At 63.0% G+C, this 17,311-nt stretch carries 17 protein-coding genes; 13 read left to right on the top strand and 4 right to left on the bottom strand.

Annotation, left to right across the window (positions count from 1 at the left end; translation table 11 throughout):
* Positions 1–46: 46 nt before the first annotated feature.
* Entirely contained in the window at positions 47–652 is a 606-nt protein-coding gene (gene pdxH, locus NNA36_RS14090; protein ID WP_255108089.1) for a pyridoxamine 5'-phosphate oxidase, read from the bottom strand.
* A gap of 96 nt (positions 653–748) precedes the next feature.
* Between pdxH and fabI the strand changes: the two genes are divergently transcribed.
* The 3 genes from fabI to gpt are packed head-to-tail and all read left to right on the top strand — an operon-like array spanning position 749 to position 2,710.
* Positions 749–1,567, top strand: a complete 819-nt coding sequence (gene fabI, locus NNA36_RS14095) for an enoyl-ACP reductase FabI (RefSeq protein WP_255108091.1) — start codon at positions 749–751, stop codon at positions 1,565–1,567.
* Positions 1,564–2,178 carry a LysE family translocator gene (locus tag NNA36_RS14100; protein ID WP_255108094.1) on the top strand — a complete coding sequence of 205 codons (615 nt, stop codon included), beginning with the start codon at positions 1,564–1,566 and terminating at the stop codon, positions 2,176–2,178. The genes fabI and NNA36_RS14100 overlap by 4 nt, the downstream gene beginning before the upstream one ends.
* Positions 2,179–2,203: 25 nt before the next feature.
* Entirely contained in the window at positions 2,204–2,710 is a 507-nt protein-coding gene (gpt, locus tag NNA36_RS14105; RefSeq protein WP_255108095.1) for a xanthine phosphoribosyltransferase, read from the top strand.
* A gap of 58 nt (positions 2,711–2,768) precedes the next feature.
* Here the strand turns inward: gpt and NNA36_RS14110 are convergent, their stop codons facing one another.
* Positions 2,769–2,984 (bottom strand): hypothetical protein, encoded by a 216-nt coding sequence (locus tag NNA36_RS14110; RefSeq protein WP_255108097.1) that lies wholly within the window; start codon positions 2,982–2,984, stop codon positions 2,769–2,771.
* A 290-nt stretch (positions 2,985–3,274) separates the two neighbouring features.
* On the opposite strand from NNA36_RS14110, the gene NNA36_RS14115 reads away from it, so the two are divergent.
* From NNA36_RS14115 to trpE, 3 genes are all read left to right on the top strand, one after another.
* Entirely contained in the window at positions 3,275–4,450 is a 1,176-nt protein-coding gene (locus tag NNA36_RS14115) for an aminotransferase (protein ID WP_255108098.1), read from the top strand.
* Between the two features lie 89 nt (positions 4,451–4,539).
* Positions 4,540–6,381 (top strand): peptidyl-prolyl cis-trans isomerase, encoded by a 1,842-nt coding sequence (locus NNA36_RS14120; protein WP_255108099.1) that lies wholly within the window; start codon positions 4,540–4,542, stop codon positions 6,379–6,381.
* Positions 6,382–6,402: 21 nt separating this feature from the next.
* On the top strand, positions 6,403–7,914 hold the full coding sequence (trpE, locus tag NNA36_RS14125) for an anthranilate synthase component I (RefSeq protein WP_255108100.1): 1,512 nt from the start codon (positions 6,403–6,405) through the stop codon (positions 7,912–7,914).
* A 69-nt stretch (positions 7,915–7,983) separates the two neighbouring features.
* Here trpE and NNA36_RS14130 read toward each other — a convergent pair whose 3' ends face one another.
* Positions 7,984–9,414, bottom strand: coding sequence for a divergent polysaccharide deacetylase family protein (locus NNA36_RS14130; RefSeq protein WP_255108101.1), 1,431 nt, complete (start codon positions 9,412–9,414; stop codon positions 7,984–7,986).
* 193 nt (positions 9,415–9,607) lie between these two features.
* Between NNA36_RS14130 and NNA36_RS14135 the strand changes: the two genes are divergently transcribed.
* The 7 genes from NNA36_RS14135 to lexA all read left to right on the top strand — a co-directional run bounded on the left by NNA36_RS14135 (position 9,608) and on the right by lexA (position 15,214).
* Positions 9,608–10,189: an aminodeoxychorismate/anthranilate synthase component II gene (locus NNA36_RS14135; RefSeq protein ID WP_255108102.1), complete on the top strand. Its 582-nt coding sequence runs from the start codon at positions 9,608–9,610 to the stop codon at positions 10,187–10,189.
* Positions 10,186–11,205 (top strand): anthranilate phosphoribosyltransferase, encoded by a 1,020-nt coding sequence (gene trpD / locus NNA36_RS14140; protein ID WP_255108104.1) that lies wholly within the window; start codon positions 10,186–10,188, stop codon positions 11,203–11,205. The genes NNA36_RS14135 and trpD overlap by 4 nt, the downstream gene beginning before the upstream one ends.
* 44 nt (positions 11,206–11,249) lie before the next feature.
* On the top strand, positions 11,250–11,906 hold the full coding sequence (locus tag NNA36_RS14145; protein ID WP_255108332.1) for a uracil-DNA glycosylase: 657 nt from the start codon (positions 11,250–11,252) through the stop codon (positions 11,904–11,906).
* On the top strand, positions 11,903–12,715 hold the full coding sequence (gene trpC, locus NNA36_RS14150; protein WP_255108107.1) for an indole-3-glycerol phosphate synthase TrpC: 813 nt from the start codon (positions 11,903–11,905) through the stop codon (positions 12,713–12,715). Before NNA36_RS14145 ends, trpC begins: the two co-directional genes overlap by 4 nt.
* Positions 12,716–13,192, top strand: a complete 477-nt coding sequence (moaC, locus tag NNA36_RS14155; protein ID WP_255108109.1) for a cyclic pyranopterin monophosphate synthase MoaC — start codon at positions 12,716–12,718, stop codon at positions 13,190–13,192. It begins immediately after the preceding gene.
* Positions 13,189–14,364 (top strand): gephyrin-like molybdotransferase Glp, encoded by a 1,176-nt coding sequence (gene glp / locus NNA36_RS14160; RefSeq protein WP_255108112.1) that lies wholly within the window; start codon positions 13,189–13,191, stop codon positions 14,362–14,364. Before moaC ends, glp begins: the two co-directional genes overlap by 4 nt.
* Before the next feature lie 142 nt (positions 14,365–14,506).
* A complete protein-coding gene (lexA, locus tag NNA36_RS14165) occupies positions 14,507–15,214 on the top strand; it encodes a transcriptional repressor LexA (protein ID WP_255108114.1) in 708 nt (235 codons plus the stop codon).
* Here lexA and NNA36_RS14170 read toward each other — a convergent pair.
* Positions 15,208–17,232: a ComEC/Rec2 family competence protein gene (locus NNA36_RS14170; RefSeq protein ID WP_255108117.1), complete on the bottom strand. Its 2,025-nt coding sequence runs from the start codon at positions 17,230–17,232 to the stop codon at positions 15,208–15,210. The two genes, lexA and NNA36_RS14170, sit on opposite strands and share 7 nt — an antisense overlap.
* Positions 17,233–17,311: the final 79 nt, after the last annotated feature.

Raw genomic sequence — 17,311 nt, forward strand, 5'->3', positions numbered from 1 at the left:
AAAGTTAACGAATTTTCAACCACTTGCAGCTTACGTAACGTGAATGTCACGGGTTGAGACGGGTAATTTCCCAAGGATTTCCGATGCCTGCGCGCCGCCAGACAAAGCGATCGTGTAGCCGAAAGGCCCCATCGGCCCAGAATTCAATCTCGACCGGTTGTATCCGAAATCCACCCCAGAATGGCGGGCGCGACGGGGACGGACCGTGGCTTGCGGTCACCTTTGCAACCTCGGCCATCAGGTGCCCGCGCGAGCTCAGCGGTTCCGACTGGCGCGATGCCCAGGCGCCGAGACGGCTCTTGAGGGAACGTGAGGCATAATAGGCATCGGCCTGCTCGCCTTCTTCGCGGCTCACGATGCCACGCACCCGCACTTGCCGACGCAGGCTTTTCCAGTGCATCACGAAAGCCGCCTTGCCCGCCTGTTCGATCTCGCGCGCCTTGGCGCTGCCATAGTTGGTATAGAACACAAAGGCGTCATCCTCGATGTCCTTCAACAGCACCATACGCGCGTTGGGCAATCCGTCCGCGTCGACTGTCGACAGGGCAATCGCATTGGGGTCATTCACCTCGGTCTTTTCCGCCTCGGCCAACCACTGTCGTGCAATCTCGAATGGATCGTCGCCTGCAAAAATTCCGGTTCTGTCAGCCATGGTTCGGTCTCTCATCTCGCTGGTTAGCCGCACTTGATGCGATGTTACGGATCGCCTAAACGTCCTTTGACTGAGAATTGGGACGGAGTGGGACGGATGTCAAACAATCTGATGGCGGGAAAACGCGGCCTGATCATGGGGCTTGCCAATGACAAGTCGATTGCCTGGGGCATTGCAAAGGCCTGCGCCGATGCCGGGGCCGAGCTGGCCTTTTCCTATATGGGCGAGGCTTTCAAGAAACGCGTGGCCCCTCTGGCCGAACAGTTGAACGTCGACACGCTCATCGACTGCGACGTGTCCGATCCAGCCTCGATCGACGCCGCCTTTGCCGAGATCGAAGCAAAATGGGGCAAGCTGGACTTCATCGTGCATGCCATCGGCTTTTCCGACAAGACCGAGTTGCGCGGCCGCTATGTCGACACGTCGAAAGACAACTTCCTGATGACAATGGACATTTCGGTCTATTCCTTCACCGCCGTCATGCAGCGCGCAGAGAAGCTGATGAAGGATGGCGGCTCTGCCCTGACCCTCACCTACTATGGTGCCGAACAGGTCATGCCGCATTACAACGTGATGGGCGTCGCCAAGGCGGCACTTGAGGCCTCGGTCAAATACCTTGCCGAAGACCTCGGCAAAGACGGCATCCGTGTGAACGCGATCTCCGCCGGTCCGATCAAGACACTTGCAGCCTCGGGCATCGGCGATTTCCGCTACATCATGAAGTGGAACGAGTTGAACTCGCCGCTGCGGCGCAACGTGACCACCGAAGACGTCGGCAACTCGGCCCTCTATCTCCTGTCCGATCTCGGCTCGGGCGTGACCGGTGAAAACCTGCACGTTGATGCAGGCTACCACGTGGTCGGCATGAAGGCGGTCGACGCCCCCGACATCGACGCGGTTGTCGGTCGCAAATGAGCCTGACAGCCTTTCTTGCGGCCTGGCTGCTGTGCCTGATGGCGGCGATCAGCCCCGGCCCTGCGGTTCTCATGGCCGCCCGCATCGGCCTGCGTGAAGGTCTGCGCACCGGCGTGGCCCTGGCCGCGGGCATCGGCGCTGGCGCGGTCACCTGGGCCGCCGCGGCCCTGTTTGGCCTGTCGCTCCTGTTCGAATACGCCCCGACCCTTTTGCTGGCGCTGAAGTTCGGCGGCGCAGCCTATCTTATCTATATGGCCCTCAAAATCTGGCGCAGCGCCGACGCGCCCCTTGAAGACACCGAAGAACCCGCAGCCCCGCGCAGCCTTGCTTCGGCGTTCAAGCTGGGCCTCTTCACGCAGCTAGCCAACCCCAAACCCGCCGTCTTCTTTGGCGCAGTCTTTGTTGGAACCGTGCCGGAAACCGCGTCCATGTGGGTTCTTATGGCTTTGCTGGCTTGCATCTTCATCGGTGAAATGACATGGAACGCCATCGTCGCGCGCATCTTTTCCTTTGAGAAGACCCGCCGCGGCTATATCAACCTGAAACACCTGATCGACCGCGCCTTTGGCGGCCTGCTTGCCGCGCTGGGTGTCAAGATCGCAGCCACCTGACGACGACACGAGCGAGGGACAAGCCATGACCGACCGTCTGCCACACGAAAAGGGCTTCCACATCAGCTGGGACCAGATCCACCGCGACAGCCGCGCGCTGGCGTGGCGTCTGGACGGACAGGGCCCCGATGATGGCGCATGGCGCGCCGTGGTGGCCATCACCCGTGGCGGCATGGCCCCTGCGATGATCGTCAGCCGCGAGCTGGACATCCGCACCGTCGACACCATCAGCGTGAAATCCTACCACCACCAGGCACAGGGTGAAGCCGAAGTGCTGAAATCCCCGGACGCGTCCCTGATGGGGGAAGATGGCGAAGGCGTGCTGATCATCGACGATCTGGTGGACTCGGGTAAAACCCTCGAACTGGTGCGGGCAATGTACCCCAAGGCGCATTTCGCAACCGTCTATGCCAAACCCAAGGGCCGCCCGATGGTGGATACCTTCATCACCGAAGTCAGCCAGGACACCTGGATCTTCTTCCCCTGGGACATGGCGCTGCAATACGTCGAACCCTACCGCGGCACCGATTGATCCGCCCACCCGACGGCAAACGAACATTGCAAAAGAGCGACCTTCGGGGACGCTCTTTTTATTTTGCCTGATGAAGCGATGCAGGTCCCAATAGCCAAAGCAAGATCATGGCTGCAAACGGATCGATGATCAGCGCCACGATCACCCAAAAACGCGGATCGCGGTTTCGCGCCTTGGCCATGTCATAGACGAACACAAAAAGGGCAACTAAAAAGGCCACCATGAGGCCAATCACGAGCAAACCGGCAAGAAACAGGAAAATATCTTCAATCATTTAATCAATCTCCGGAATTAAAATTCGTAATCGTCAAACAGAATGTCAAGCAGGGCAATCACGATGGTTGCGCATGAACTGTCTCGCTCACATAGCCGTTGTATCACCCGGAACGCGCGGACCTTCAAGACGCCCCTCCCTCGCGCACCGCTACTTCTGCCCTTCCCTTACCGAAAGCGCGGACGCCTCCGGCGGGAGTATTTTTGGTGCATTGAAGACAGGGCGGATTGCCCAATGCGAAAGCGGCCTCTAGGGTCGCTTTTGTTGTTTTGGATTCCTTGGAGCGCCCCATGACCCTACCCCGCACCGCCACCACATTTGCCCCTCCGGTGATGGAGGCGCGGCGCTGGCTGGACGGGGTGAGCTTTAGCGAGGACTTCCCGCTGATCAACGTCAGCCAAGCCGCTCCGGTTGATCCCCCACCCGAGGGCCTGCGCCGCCATATCGCGGAAACCGCGCTCAATGTGGCCGATGCGCATCTTTACGGGCCGGTTCTGGGCCTGCCAGACCTGCGGGCGGAAGTCGCCCGCCAGTTCGGCGCGGCCTATGGCGGTGACATCGCGGCCGCGCAGGTCGCCATCACCTCGGGCTGCAACCAGGCCTTCTGTGCCGCGATCACCGCGATTGCCGGGGAAGGAGACGAGGTCATCCTGCCAACGCCTTGGTATTTCAATCATAAAATGTGGCTTGATATAATGGGCGTCAGGACGGTGCCGCTGGCCACGCAGGGGGATCTGCTGCCTGATCCGGAGGCCGCCGAAGCCCTGATTACCGATCGCACCCGCGCAATCGTGCTTGTCACGCCCAACAACCCCGGCGGTGTCGAATACCCTGCCGATCTTGTTCAGGCCTTCTTTGATCTGGCCCGCCGCAGAGGTCTGCGCCTGATCGTCGATGAAACCTATCGCGACTTCGATTCCCGCACCGGTGCGCCACACGATCTTTTCAAGGATCCTGACTGGCAAGATACGTTGATCCAGCTCTATTCCTTTTCCAAGGCCTACCGCCTGACCGGCCACCGCGTCGGCGCCATGGTGACCAGCGCACCGCTTCTGGCCGAGGTCGAGAAGTTCCTCGACACGGTGACTATCTGCCCCAACCAGCTTGGCCAGCACGGCGCGCTGTGGGGGATGCAGAACCTTGCCCAATGGCTTGCCGGGGAACGGGCAGAGATCCTTGACCGGCGCGCCGCGATCTCGGACCACCTGCCATTGGTGGCCGACAAGGGCTGGGAGTTGATGGGCGTCGGGGCCTATTTCGCCTACATGCGCCATCCTTTCGAGCTGCCCTCGAATGAACTTGCGCCTGCGCTGGTGAAACAGGCCCATGTCCTGACCCTGCCCGGCACGATGTTCATGCCCGAAACCGATGCCGACGGGGCCCGGCAGTTGCGCATTGCCTTTGCCAATGTCGACCGTTCCGGCATCCGCACGCTGTTTGAGCGGCTGGCCGCCGTAGAATTGTGACGATGCGGCGGGCGTCGCCACTTGCTCCTCCTGCCCGCCCGTCGTAGACAACCGCAACTGAAATAGAATGCCGCAAGCAGGGAAAGCTCATGTCCAAGGGTAACGTGTCAAAGTCGCTGGTCTGGATCCTCATGGCCATGCTCATTTTCGGGCTGGGTGGATTTGGCATCACCAACCTTGGCGGATCGGTCCAGAGCGTCGGGTCTGTCGGCAGCAAGGATCTGGACATCAATGAATATGCCCGCGCCATGCAGGAAGAGCTGCGCGCACTGGAAGCACAGGCCGGACGCCAGATCCCCTTTGCCGAAGCACAGGCAGCCGGATTTGACCGTCTCGTGCTCGGCCGCCTTGTGGTGTCGCGCGCGATGGACGCCGAGACCGAACGGATGGGCGTGTCGATCGGTGATGAACGCCTGCGCAGCGAACTTGTGAACATTTCCGCCTTCAAGCGTCCCGATGGGTCTTTTGATCGCGAAGCCTATAGCTATGCGCTCGACCAGACGGGCCTCAACGAATCCGATTTCGAAGACAGCATCCGCGAAGACAGCGCCCGTGGCCTGCTTCAGGCGGCCATCGTTTCCGGTGTCGCCATGCCGGAAGTCTATGCCACTACGCTTCTGAACTTCCTTGGCGAACAGCGTAACGTCACGCTGGCCCGCATTGAGGAAGGCGACCTCGCCTATCCGGTTGCCGCGCCGAGTGATGCCGATCTGCGCGCCTTCTACGACGCAAACATCGATCGCTTCACCCGTCCGGCCACCCGCGACATCACCTATGCTTGGCTGACGCCCGCCATGCTGATCGACAGCGTCGAGATCGACGAAGAGGCGCTGAAGGCGCTTTACGAAGAACGTGACGCCGAGTTCAACCAGCCCGAGCGCCGCCTTGTGGAACGCCTCGCCTTTGCCGATGAGGCCGCTGCACTGGACGCCTTCAAACGCCTGAACCTTGGCGAAACCACCTTCGAGGGTCTCGTGGCAGAGCGCGGCCTTGAACTGTCCGACACCGACATGGGCGATGTCTCGGCCGCCGAACTGGGCGCTGCTGCGGATGCCGTGTTCGCAACCGGCCCAGGCCTGATCGCTGGCCCTGCCCCGTCGAGCCTTGGCCCGGCCCTGTTCCGCGTCAACGGTGTCCTGCCCGCACGTTCGACCAGCTTTGAAGACGCGCTGCCGCAGCTGCGCGAAGAGCTGGCCGCCGAGCGCGGACGCCGCGTGATCGACGCCCAGATCAACGACATCGACGACCTTCTGGCCGCCGGTGCGACACTTGAGGAACTGGCCGCCGAAACCGACATGCAGCTTGGCAACATCGGCTTCCACGCCGACATCTACGGCTCGATCGCCGGTTACGAAAGCTTCCGCGCGATTGCGCAAACCGTCACCGAAAGCGACTTCCCGCAGATCGAGAACCTCGAAGACGGCGGCGTGTTCGCCCTGCGTCTTGACGGTGAAACCCCTGCGGCACCGGCCCCGTTCGACGAGGTCAAGGACGCCGTGGCCGAAGCCTGGAAAACCCAGGCCACCGTTGACCGCCTGCAAGCCATGGCCGACGGCATGTTGCCCGCACTCAAGGGCGCCGCAGACTGGAGCGCCTTCGCCCTGACGCCCCGCACCGAGGTCGACATCATCCGCAACGGCTTTGTCGCGGACGTTCCTGCCGATTTCATCCCGCAGGTGTTCGACATGAACAAAGGCGACGTGATTGCGATTGCGCATGACAACAGCCTGCTGATCGTGCGCCTTGATGCGGTTCAGGCCCCGGACCTGTCCAACCCCGAGGTCATCCAGCTGCGCAACCTGATCCTGCAACAGGCAGCCAGCGGCCTGTCGAACGACGTGTTCGAAGCCTACGCGCTTGAACTGCAATCGATTCACGAAGTGCAGATCAACCAGCAGGCCGTCAACGCCGTGCACGCGCAATTCCAGTAACTCCGGTTCAAGAGGCCAAACGTGGAACTGACCCCCTCCTTCGAAGACTTCGCCTCGGCCTATGACAAGGGCCAGAACCAGGTTGTCTACACTCGCCTTGCTGCAGACCTCGACACGCCCGTGTCGCTGATGCTCAAGCTGACCGGCGCCCAGAAAGACGCCTTCATGCTCGAGTCGGTCACCGGTGGCGAGGTGCGTGGCCGCTATTCGATCATCGGCATGAAACCCGATCTGATCTGGCAGTGCCACGATGCCGAAGCACGTATCAACCGCAATGCGCGCTTTGACCCCGAAGGGTTTGAGCCGCAGGGCATGGAGCCGCTAGCCGGCCTGCGCGCCCTGATCGAGGAAAGCCGCATCGACCTTCCCGACGACCTGCCGCAGGCCTCGGCGGGCCTTTTTGGCTACCTCGGCTATGACATGATCCGGCTGGTCGAACACCTGCCCAACGTCAATCCCGATCCGCTTGGCCTGCCCGATGCCTGCATGATGCGCCCCTCGGTGGTTGCCGTGCTCGACGGTGTCAAAGGCGAAGTCACCGTGGTCAGCCCGGCATGGATCAGCGACGGCATGTCGGCCAAGGCCGCCTATGCGCAGGCTGCGGAACGTGTGATGGATGCGGTTCGCGATCTCGAACGTGCCATGCCACAGGCCGCCCGCGATCTTGGCGACGCCCACGAGATTGCCCCGCCGGTCTCGAACTTCACCAAGGACGGCTACATGCAGGCCGTTGAAAAGGCCAAAGAATACATCCGCGCCGGTGACATCTTCCAGGTTGTCCCCGCCCAGCGTTGGACCCAGGAATTCCGCCAGCCGCCTTTCGCGCTCTACCGCTCGCTGCGCCGGACCAACCCGTCGCCCTTCATGTTCTATTTCAACTTCGGCGGTTTCCAGGTCGTGGGCGCAAGCCCCGAGATCCTGGTGCGTGTCTTCGGCGACGAAGTCACCATTCGCCCGATTGCCGGCACCCGTCCGCGCGGCGCGACCCCGGAAGAGGACAAGGCCCTCGAAGAAGATCTGCTGGCCGACAAAAAGGAACTGGCGGAACACCTGATGCTTCTGGATCTGGGCCGCAACGATACCGGCCGCGTTTCCAAGATCGGCACCGTGCGCCCGACTGAGAAATTCATCATCGAACGCTATAGCCACGTGATGCACATCGTCTCGAACGTGGTGGGCGAACTGGCAGAAGACAAAGACGCGCTCGACGCCTTCTTTGCCGGTATGCCCGCAGGCACGGTGTCCGGCGCGCCCAAGGTGCGGGCGATGGAAATCATCGACGAGCTCGAGCCGGAAAAACGCGGCATTTATGGCGGCGGCGTGGGCTATTTCAGCTCGGGCGGCGACATGGACATCTGCATCGCCCTGCGCACCGCGATCGTGAAAGACCAGAAGCTCTATATCCAGGCTGGCGGTGGCGTCGTCTACGACAGCGACCCCGAAGCCGAGTACATGGAAACCGTGCATAAATCGAACGCGATCCGGCGCGCGGCCGCCGACGCGGCGCGGTTTACAGGCAACGGCAACTCCTGACGCATCAACATTTTTCTCGAAAAATGTGCAGGGGCAAAATCTTTCAGAAGATTTTGCCCTTTCGCTTTTCTACTGGCCCAATTTCAGAACCGCCGATACCGGCGCCACCGCGACGCTGCTGGCGCGGTCCTGCAAGCCCCAGACCAGAAGCGCGGCAATCGTCTCTTCGCGCACCCGCCCAAGCATGATAACCCCGCCTTCCTGCCCCGCCTTGAACGCCGCCTGATCAAGGAAGCGGCGAATGACCGAGGCGTTCTGCCCCTTGCCGTCAAAATCACGGAACAAGGTTGCTGACGGCACGCCTTCACGACTGGCCAGTTTTTGCGCGGTATTGAGCCCCTTGGGCAGCATCACCAGCCCATGCCCGGACGCCAGAAGCACATCCGTCACCTGATCCGACACGCTCTTTGATCCCTGAAGACCGTCGCCGCCGCCTTCGAGAACGCCAACCGCCTCGGGCATCGCCGCAAGGTGCGCGGCCATCGCCACTTCCACATCGGCAGGCGCGGCCGCGGCGGGAATGTCGATCAGCGCCAAAACTTCAAAACCGTTTTCGCGGTAGGTCGTGACCCGTTCGGAAACGTCCTTGGCAAGAGTGCTGACCGCAAAGCTCAGCGGATAGGGAAAGCTGCTCAGCCCAGCAAGATCAACCGGCGCGCTGCCATCATCAATCAGCAGGATCGACATCAGCGGCCGCCCCGCCTCGTCGGCAAAGGCCTCGGCGTTCTGGTCGATGGGCTTGATGACGATCTCTTCCACCTCTTCCTCGCCAACCGTCGGCAGGCGCGAAGAATTGTGCTGCGGGAAACTGTCCTTGAGATCGCCCGCCGGTTTCAGCATCGAGGTCTGTTCCCCGCCCACCTCCGCAACAGGGACCTCCGTCTCTTCTGCCTCGGGCGCAGGGCTCGCCTCTTCCGACGGTGCCTCGGGCGCAGGGCTCGCCTCTTCCGACGGTGCCTCGGGAGCAACAGGCTCAACCGCGGGCGGTGTCTCAAAAGCACTGCCCACAAGCGGCACTTCGGGCGCAACCGGCTGTTCGGGATTTGTCGTGATCGACAGTTCGGCCTCTTCCGCCGCCTCCGGATCAATCTCCGGCGCTTCCGGCGCGCTCAGCTCCGGTGCATCGGCAGGGGCTGGTGCCACGGGCGTGCCCGCATCCACCGAAACACCGCTTTCCTCTGCCGCCGCCGGGGCCTGCAGATCGGCTTCCGGCTCGGCAACATCCGGCTTGGGCGCGGACGCGGTATCAGCGAGCGGCGACGCGTCGTCCTCTTTCGGTGCATCCACCGGCGCACTGACATTCTCTTCCACCGCCTGATCGGCCTGGCTCGGGGTGTCGACGCCACCGCCATTTTCGTCACGCGATCCAGAGGTTGCATCCACCGCCGTTGTCTGCGGCACCACAGTCGCGGGAAGTGGCGCAAGCAATGACCCGACGCCGGCGACAACCAGAACGGCCATCAGCCCCCAGAAAACACCCGAAAGTAACCCTCGCAACATCTGCTTGCCCCCTAGTCCTTGCTTTTTCGCGCCATCGGGTTGCGATCTTCCGGATTTGCCCCGGAATAGCCGCCTCAAGGGGCCGATACTGCCTGCGCCCCCTTGACCCTCTGCGCCAAGCCTGAGCATGTATACCGCGACCAGCCCCGGGGTCTCTACCCCGTTTCGCAACTTTGGACGAAGAAACACGAATATGCTGCTTCTGATCGACAACTACGACAGCTTTACCTACAACCTCGTGCATTATCTGGGCGAGTTGGGGGCCGACGTGCAGGTGCACCGCAACGACGCCATCACCGTTCAGGACGCGATGGGCATGAACCCGGCAGGCATTCTCTTGTCGCCCGGTCCCTGCGATCCCGATCAGGCCGGCATCTGCCTTGCCCTGACCGAAGCCGCCGCCGAAACCAAGACCCCGCTGATGGGGGTCTGCCTTGGCCACCAGACCATCGGCCAGGCCTTTGGCGGCAACGTCGTGCGCTGCCACGAGATCGTGCACGGCAAGATGGGCACCATGCACCATACCAACAAGGGCGTGTTCAAAGGCCTGCCAACCCCGTTTGAGGCCACCCGCTATCATTCGCTCGTCGTGGATCGCGAGACTTTCCCGGACTGTCTCGAGATCACCGCCGAACTCGAAGATGGCACCATCATGGGGCTGCAACACCGCGAACTGCCCATCCAGGGCGTTCAGTTCCACCCCGAATCCATTGCCTCGGAACACGGCCACGCAATGCTCCAGAACTTTATCGACATGATGAAGGTGCCGGCATGAGCGACGCGATCAAACCCCTGATCGGCGCTGCCGCCGACCGCCCCCTGACCCGCGAAGAGGCCGAGGCCGCCTTCCAGATTCTGTTTGACGGCGAAGCCACGCCAAGCCAGATCGGCGGTCTGCTGATGGCCCTGCGCACACGCGGCGAAACCGTGGATGAATACGCCGCGGCCGCCGCCGTGATGCGGGCCAAGTGCAACGCCGTCAAAGCCCCCGAAGGGGCCATGGACATCGTCGGCACCGGCGGCGATGGCAAACACACGCTGAACATCTCGACCGCCACCGCCTTTGTCACGGCTGGCGCAGGGGTCACCGTCGCCAAACACGGCAACAGGAACCTCAGCTCGAAATCCGGCACTGCGGACGTGCAATCGCAGATGGGCATCAACGTCATGGTTGGCCCCGACGTGGTGGAAAAGGCGCTGGCAGAATGCGGCATCGCCTTCATGATGGCGCCGATGCACCACCCGGCGATTGCCCACGTAATGCCGACCCGTCAGGAACTTGGTACCCGGACCATCTTCAACATCCTGGGCCCGCTGACCAACCCCGCCGGCGTGAAACGCCAGTTGACCGGTGCGTTTACCCGCGACCTGATCCGCCCGATGGCGGAAACCCTTGGTCGTCTGGGCAGCGAACGCGCGTGGCTGGTGCACGGATCGGACGGCACCGATGAGCTCACCATCACCGGCGTCAGCTGGGTCTCGGCGCTTGAGGCGGACGGCAGCGTAAAGGATGTCGAACTGCATCCCGAAGACGCAGGCCTGCCGGTTCACCCCTTCGAGGCCATCGTTGGCGGCACGCCCGAAGACAACGCCAATGCCTTCCGCGCCCTTCTGAATGGCGAGGTCAGCGCCTACCGCGATGCGGTTCTGCTGAATTCGGCGGCGGCTCTGGTTGTGGCCGACGCGGCCAGCGATCTGCGCGACGGCGTTGAAAAAGCCCGCGACAGCATCGACAGCGGCAAGGCCCGCGACAAGGTCGAGGCGCTGGCACGGATCACCTCGGCAGCGTGACAACTGACCTGCAAGACACCAGCCGGGGCGCAACGCGTCCCGGTATGATCCCGCCCGCGAAATGGGCCCACCTGCCCTTTTTCACAACGGATTTCCCGACCATCGCCTCGGCCCTCGCTGCCGAACCACGCGTGATCCTGCCGCCCGAGCATCAACGCTTTGCAGCCCTCGATGCCTGCGCGCCAGACGAGGTGCAGGTCGTGATCCTCGGGCAAGACCCCTACCCGACCCCCGGCCACGCGCACGGGCTGTCCTTCTCGGTCGAACCAGACGTGCGCCCGCTGCCGCGGTCCCTTAACAATATCTACAAGGAAATGGTCGAAGACCTTGGCGCTGCGCCCATGAACGGCGATCTCCGCGCCTGGGCAAAACAGGGTGTTCTGCTTTTAAACACCGTCCTCAGCGTCCCGTCGGGCGAGGCCAACGGACATGCCAAACTTGGCTGGCAGCGCCTTGCCGAACAGGTGCTGCACGAGGTCAGCCAACAGCCAACCGCCTTTGTGCTCTGGGGCAAACAGGCACAGGCCCTTGCACGCCACATTTCATCGCCTAAAAATGGCGCCAACCATCTGCTGATCGAATCCGCGCATCCGTCGCCGCTCTCGGCCCGTCGCGGTTTCTTCGGCTCGCGCCCGTTTTCACGGATCAACACCTGGCTCGCCGCCCAAGGCCGGCCCGAAATAAACTGGACCAACGCATGACCGCCACCGTTCTCGACAAGATCAAGGCCTACAAACTCGAAGAGGTTGCCGCCGACAAGGCTGCCAAACCGCTTGCCGAGGTCGAGGCCGAAGCCCGCGACGCCTCGCCCACTCGTGGCTTTGCCGAGGCCCTGCGCCTTGCGACCCGCGAAGGCTATGGTCTGATTTCCGAGGTCAAGAAAGCCTCGCCCTCCAAGGGCCTGATCCGCGAAGATTTCAACCCGCCGGTGCTGGCCAAGGCCTATGAGGACGGTGGCGCGACCTGCCTTTCGGTTTTGACCGACACCCCCTCGTTTCAGGGCGCAAAGGAGTTTTTAGTCGAGGCCCGCGCCGCCACCAACCTGCCCGCGCTGCGCAAGGACTTCATGTATGACACCTATCAGGTGGCCGAGTCCCGCGCGCTCAACGCCGACTGTATCCTGATCATCATGGCCTCGGTTTCGGATGCCCAAGCGCAGGAACTCGAAGATGCGGCCTTCGGCTGGGGCATGGACGTGCTGATCGAAGTCCACGACGCCGAGGAACTCGAGCGCGCCACCCTGCTGAAATCCCCGCTGATCGGCATCAACAACCGAAACCTCAAGACCTTCGAGACCACCCTCGACACCACCCGCCAGCTGTCGAAACTGGTGCCGGCTGACCGTATGCTGGTGTCGGAAAGCGGCCTCAACACCGCGCAAGATCTGGCCGACATGGCCCGCTACGGCGCGCGCTGCTTCCTGATCGGCGAAAGCCTGATGCGCAAGGAGGACGTCACCGCCGCCACCCGCGAGTTGCTGGCAAATCCCCTGCGTTCGGGGGGGCTCTGAATGTCCGGCCTCACCCATTTTGACGGCAAGGGCGATGCCCATATGGTCGATGTCTCCGACAAGGACGTGACCTCGCGCATCGCCACCGCAGAGGGCTGGGTCAAAATGGCCCGGGAAACCTACGAGATCATCCGCGACAACCGCGCCAAGAAGGGCGATGTGCTGGGCGTGGCCCGCCTTGCCGGGATTATGGGCGCGAAACAGTGCTCGACCCTCATCCCGCTGTGTCACCCGCTGCCCATCACCAAGGTGTCGGTCGAACTCACCCCCGATGAAACCCTGCCCGGCGTCCGCATCGAAGCCACCGTGAAAACCACCGGCCAGACCGGCGTCGAAATGGAGGCCCTCACCGCCGTGAACGTCGCCGCCCTCACCGTCTATGACATGTCCAAAGCCGTCGACAAGGCCATGGAAATCGGCGGCATCCGCGTGATCCTGAAAGACGGCGGCAAATCCGGACGGTACGAAGCAAAATGATCTCCGTCTCCGAGGCCCTCGACCACCTCTTCGCCCTTGCCGGTCCGCTGGACACCGAAACCGTGCCCCTCTCGCAGGCCAATGGCCGCGTGCTTGCCGCCCCCGTTCAGGCCCGTCGCGACCAGCCGCCTTTTGCGGGATCGGCGATGGATGGTTATGCGGTCATCGGTGATGAGGTGCAGCCCGGTGCTACCTTCACCGTGATTGGCGAAGCGGCCGCAGGCCACGGTTTCGACGGCGAGGTCGCCAAGGGCCAGGCCGTGCGCATTTTCACCGGTGCCCCGGTGCCACAAGGCGCATCACGCGTTGTCATTCAGGAAGACGTGATCCGCGACGGCGACACCATTACCCTGCGAGACAATCTTGATCAGGGCACCCACATCCGCCCCAAGGGCGCGGATTTCGCCGACGGCAGCGACGTGACCGCGCCCCGCCTGCTTGGCCCCTCCGACATCGCGCTTCTGGCCGCGATGAACATTGCCGAAGTGCCCGTCACCCGCCGCCCGCGCGTTGCGATCCTGTCCACTGGCGACGAACTTGTGATGCCCGGTGAAAACCCCGGCCCCGACCAGATCATTGCCTCCAACAGCTTTGGCCTTCAGGCCATGTTGCGCGATCTTGGTGCCGAAGCCCGCCTTCTGCCCATCGCCCGTGACACCCGCGCCTCTCTGGAAACCGCCTTTTCGCTGGCCGATGACGCCGATCTCCTGATCACCATCGGCGGCGCTTCGGTGGGCGACCACGATCTTGTTGGCGAAGTGGCCGTCGATCTTGGCATGGAGCGCAGCTTCTACAAGATCGCCATGCGCCCCGGCAAACCGCTGATGGCCGGTCGCCTTGCGTCGGGCGCGATGATGATCGGCCTTCCGGGCAATCCGGTGTCCGCCATGGTCTGCGGTCACGTCTTTGTCACGCCGGTGATCCGCGCCATGCTGGGCCTTGGCCAAGCGGCCGTTCAGGAACGCCACGCGACACTGGCCGCGCCGCTTACGCCCAATGGCCCGCGCCAACACTATATGCGCGCCCGCATCGAAGACGGGCAGATCACCGCCTTCGACAATCAGGACAGCTCGCTCCTGACCGTTCTGGCCGCGGCCAATGCCCTCCTGATCCGTCCGCCCTCTGACGGCGCGCGCGAGGCAGGCGAAACCATGGCCTACCTGCCGATCTGACCCTGATCCAGACCTTCCCAAAGCCCCCGCAGCGCCGCTTCGGGGGCTTTTGTTTCTGCTATGTTCCGAAATTGTTGACACAAAAGGGGAACAACGGTAGAACAAAAGAAAATCACCACGGGAAGACAGGGGAGGCAAGCCCATGCTGACCAAGAAACAACTCGACCTTTTGGAGTTCATCCACAAACGTCTGCAACGCGATGGCGTCCCGCCCAGCTTTGACGAGATGAAAGATGCGCTCGACCTGCGCTCCAAATCCGGTATCCACCGCCTGATCACCGCGCTTGAGGAACGGGGCTTTATCCGCCGCCTCGCCCACCGCGCCCGTGCCATCGAAATCGTGAAACTGCCCGAATCCATGGGCGGTGAGCCAAGCACCGGGGGCTTCAAACCCAAGGTCATCGAAGGCCCGCACCCCTCGCCAACCCAACCCGCCAACATCACCCCGGAAGAGGTCGTGCTGCATGCCCGCGAACTGCCTGTCATGGGCAAGATCGCCGCCGGTGTCCCGATCGAGGCGATCAGCCACGTCCATCACCACGTCGCCGTCCCCGGCCAGATGCTGCGCACCGCCGGCAGCCACTATGCGCTTGAGGTCAAGGGCGACTCGATGATCGACGCGGGCATCAACGACGGCGATGTCGTGATCATCCGCGAAACCGAAGTGGCCGATAACGGCGAGATCGTCGTCGCGCTGGTCGAGGATCAGGAAGCCACGCTGAAGCGCTTCCACCACAACGGCACCTCGATCGCGCTCGAGGCGGCGAACCCCGCCTATGAAACCCGTGTCTTCCCCGAGGACAAGGTCAAGGTTCAGGGCACCCTCGTCGGCCTGATCCGCACTTACTGACGCAAGTCCCTTGTATTCCAAAGACGCCGCCCGCTGATCTCGCGGGCGGTTTTCTTTTGCAACACGCCGCCCCGCCAGCTTAGCGCGACAGATCCCGTGTCTTTCAAGATCTCGGGATGCAGCACATCGCAGCCCACAACCTCCTGCACCGGCGCATGGCTCAGAACCACGATCTCACCCGCCTTGCACCCGTCAAAGCCTGCTACCTGCCGCTTGCCGGACAGGTGGCGAATGCTGCGTCCCCCCACGACATGGGCCACCTGCCACCGCAGCGCCGCCTCGGCCTGCGTCGCACCATCGCCGTCATTCTCAAGCCAGTTCTGCGCCACGAATCCCTGCCCGCGCTCCTTGCTCAGCGCCCGCCCCCCGTCCTGTAGAACGCCCACCAGTCCCCCGCTATCCGCGATCAGGACATGGGGACGCTCTGCCAGCCCCCACACCCCAGCGGCAAGGATCACCGGCAGGATGCCGACCACCCGCAACCGCCCCTGCCAGATCACGAGGAACAGCGCCCCAAGCGCGAACAGCGGCAACACAACCGCCGTCGGGCTCGGCACATGCAGCCGCGCGCCCTCCAGCCCTGCAAAGAAATGCGCCACCCGCAGGATGGCCTCCAACCCCCAGCCCATCGGCACCAACCCGACCACCTCTAATCCAAACGGCGAAAGGCAAGCCGCCACCACGGCAAAAGGCACGACGACCACACCCATGATCGGCACCGCCATCAGGTTCGCGGGCAGACCATAGGCCGCCACCGCGTTGAAATGCGCCGCCCCGAACGGCGCCGTGGCCGCACCGGCAACAAAGGACGAGACGCACAGGGCAAAGGCCGGTCGCACCCAGCGCGGCATCTCCAGCGGCCCGCGTTTCTGAAGCGTCTCGAACACCGCAACCAGCGCCGTGGTCGCCGCAAACGACATCTGGAACCCCGGCCCCAACATCGCTTCGGGCTGCACCAAAAGGATCACGACCGCTGCAATCGCCACCGCCCGCAGACTGATTGCGCGGCGGTCAAACACCACCGCGGCCAGCGCCACGGCCGCCATCACGAAGGCACGTTCGGTGGCCACATTGCCCCCCGACAACATCAGGTAGGCCCCCGCCACGCCCATCGCGAACACCGCCGCCAGCTTCTTGGTCGGCAACCGCAAGGCTACCGAGGGGGACAACGCCATGCCATAGCGCAGGGCCGCAAAGACAAACCCCACCAACAGCCCCATGTGCAACCCCGAAATCGCCAGCAAATGCGCAAGGTTCGAGGCCCGCAAGGCCTCAAGCGTCTGTTTCGAGACGCCACTGCGATCTCCGGTTGTCACCGCCGCCGCAAACCCGCCAGCCTCGCCGCCAAGGGTGGCGCGGATATGTTCGGAAAGCCCCATGCGCAGCCCCAGAACCGAAACACCCGCAGGCGGCGGCTCCAGCACGAGAACCGGCGTACGCGTATACCCCATCGCGCCGATCCCCTGAAACCAGGCATGTCTCTGGAAATCAAAGCCCCCAGGTTCAACCGGCCCCGAAGGTGGCGCCAGATGCCCCGTAAGAATGACCCGCATATGTGGTGCAGGGCGAAACCCGAATTGATCCCCGTGCAACGACACCCGCACCCGTCGCGGCACCCTCTCCGGTGCAACCCGCTCAAGAACCACCTGATCCAGTGTCAGGCGCACGCGGTCGCTGACCGAACGGTCCATGCCCACAACGCGCCCCTCGATCGCACCATAGAACCGCCAATCGATCACCGGCCCGCTCACCCGATGCGCCCACCCCCCGGCAACCGCAAACCCGAGGCAACACAGCCCCACGGCAACAGCCACGGGGCGCGCCGCTTCCGGCAGCACCGCCCCGAAGGCCAGAGCCAACAGCCCCCCTGCCCCGAAACCGGCCAGCATCACGACCGAAGGTTCCTGTTTCACCAAAAAGTAACCGCCGATGCCTATCGCAATCAGCACCGGAACCCAGGGAAACAGAAATCCCCGCTGGCCCTGAAGGGCCAAACCGATCCCCGTGAATATGCGCAAGCCTTGTCCTCTCTCGGGCAGGTCGCTAGACAGGCCCCAACGCTAATTCACTCTTCGTTACCGAAAGGTTAAATCCCCC

The sequence above is a fragment of the Shimia sp. CNT1-13L.2 genome, from assembly GCF_024331145.1.
Taxonomy (GTDB): domain Bacteria; phylum Pseudomonadota; class Alphaproteobacteria; order Rhodobacterales; family Rhodobacteraceae; genus Shimia.

What these genes read in the sequence shown, in the direction of transcription:
- NNA36_RS14120 (WP_255108099.1), top strand. Translation starts at nt 4,540, where the DNA reads ATGTCCAAGGGTAACGTGTCAAAGTCGCTGGTCTGGATCCTCATGGCC.
- NNA36_RS14110 (WP_255108097.1), bottom strand. Translation starts at nt 2,984, where the DNA reads ATGATTGAAGATATTTTCCTGTTTCTTGCCGGTTTGCTCGTGATTGGC.
- moaC (WP_255108109.1), top strand. Translation starts at nt 12,716, where the DNA reads ATGTCCGGCCTCACCCATTTTGACGGCAAGGGCGATGCCCATATGGTC.
- trpD (WP_255108104.1), top strand. Translation starts at nt 10,186, where the DNA reads ATGAGCGACGCGATCAAACCCCTGATCGGCGCTGCCGCCGACCGCCCC.
- NNA36_RS14130 (WP_255108101.1), bottom strand. Translation starts at nt 9,414, where the DNA reads ATGTTGCGAGGGTTACTTTCGGGTGTTTTCTGGGGGCTGATGGCCGTT.
- NNA36_RS14145 (WP_255108332.1), top strand. Translation starts at nt 11,250, where the DNA reads ATGATCCCGCCCGCGAAATGGGCCCACCTGCCCTTTTTCACAACGGAT.
- glp (WP_255108112.1), top strand. Translation starts at nt 13,189, where the DNA reads ATGATCTCCGTCTCCGAGGCCCTCGACCACCTCTTCGCCCTTGCCGGT.
- NNA36_RS14135 (WP_255108102.1), top strand. Translation starts at nt 9,608, where the DNA reads ATGCTGCTTCTGATCGACAACTACGACAGCTTTACCTACAACCTCGTG.
- gpt (WP_255108095.1), top strand. Translation starts at nt 2,204, where the DNA reads ATGACCGACCGTCTGCCACACGAAAAGGGCTTCCACATCAGCTGGGAC.
- pdxH (WP_255108089.1), bottom strand. Translation starts at nt 652, where the DNA reads ATGGCTGACAGAACCGGAATTTTTGCAGGCGACGATCCATTCGAGATT.
- lexA (WP_255108114.1), top strand. Translation starts at nt 14,507, where the DNA reads ATGCTGACCAAGAAACAACTCGACCTTTTGGAGTTCATCCACAAACGT.
- NNA36_RS14100 (WP_255108094.1), top strand. Translation starts at nt 1,564, where the DNA reads ATGAGCCTGACAGCCTTTCTTGCGGCCTGGCTGCTGTGCCTGATGGCG.
- fabI (WP_255108091.1), top strand. Translation starts at nt 749, where the DNA reads ATGTCAAACAATCTGATGGCGGGAAAACGCGGCCTGATCATGGGGCTT.
- trpC (WP_255108107.1), top strand. Translation starts at nt 11,903, where the DNA reads ATGACCGCCACCGTTCTCGACAAGATCAAGGCCTACAAACTCGAAGAG.
- NNA36_RS14115 (WP_255108098.1), top strand. Translation starts at nt 3,275, where the DNA reads ATGACCCTACCCCGCACCGCCACCACATTTGCCCCTCCGGTGATGGAG.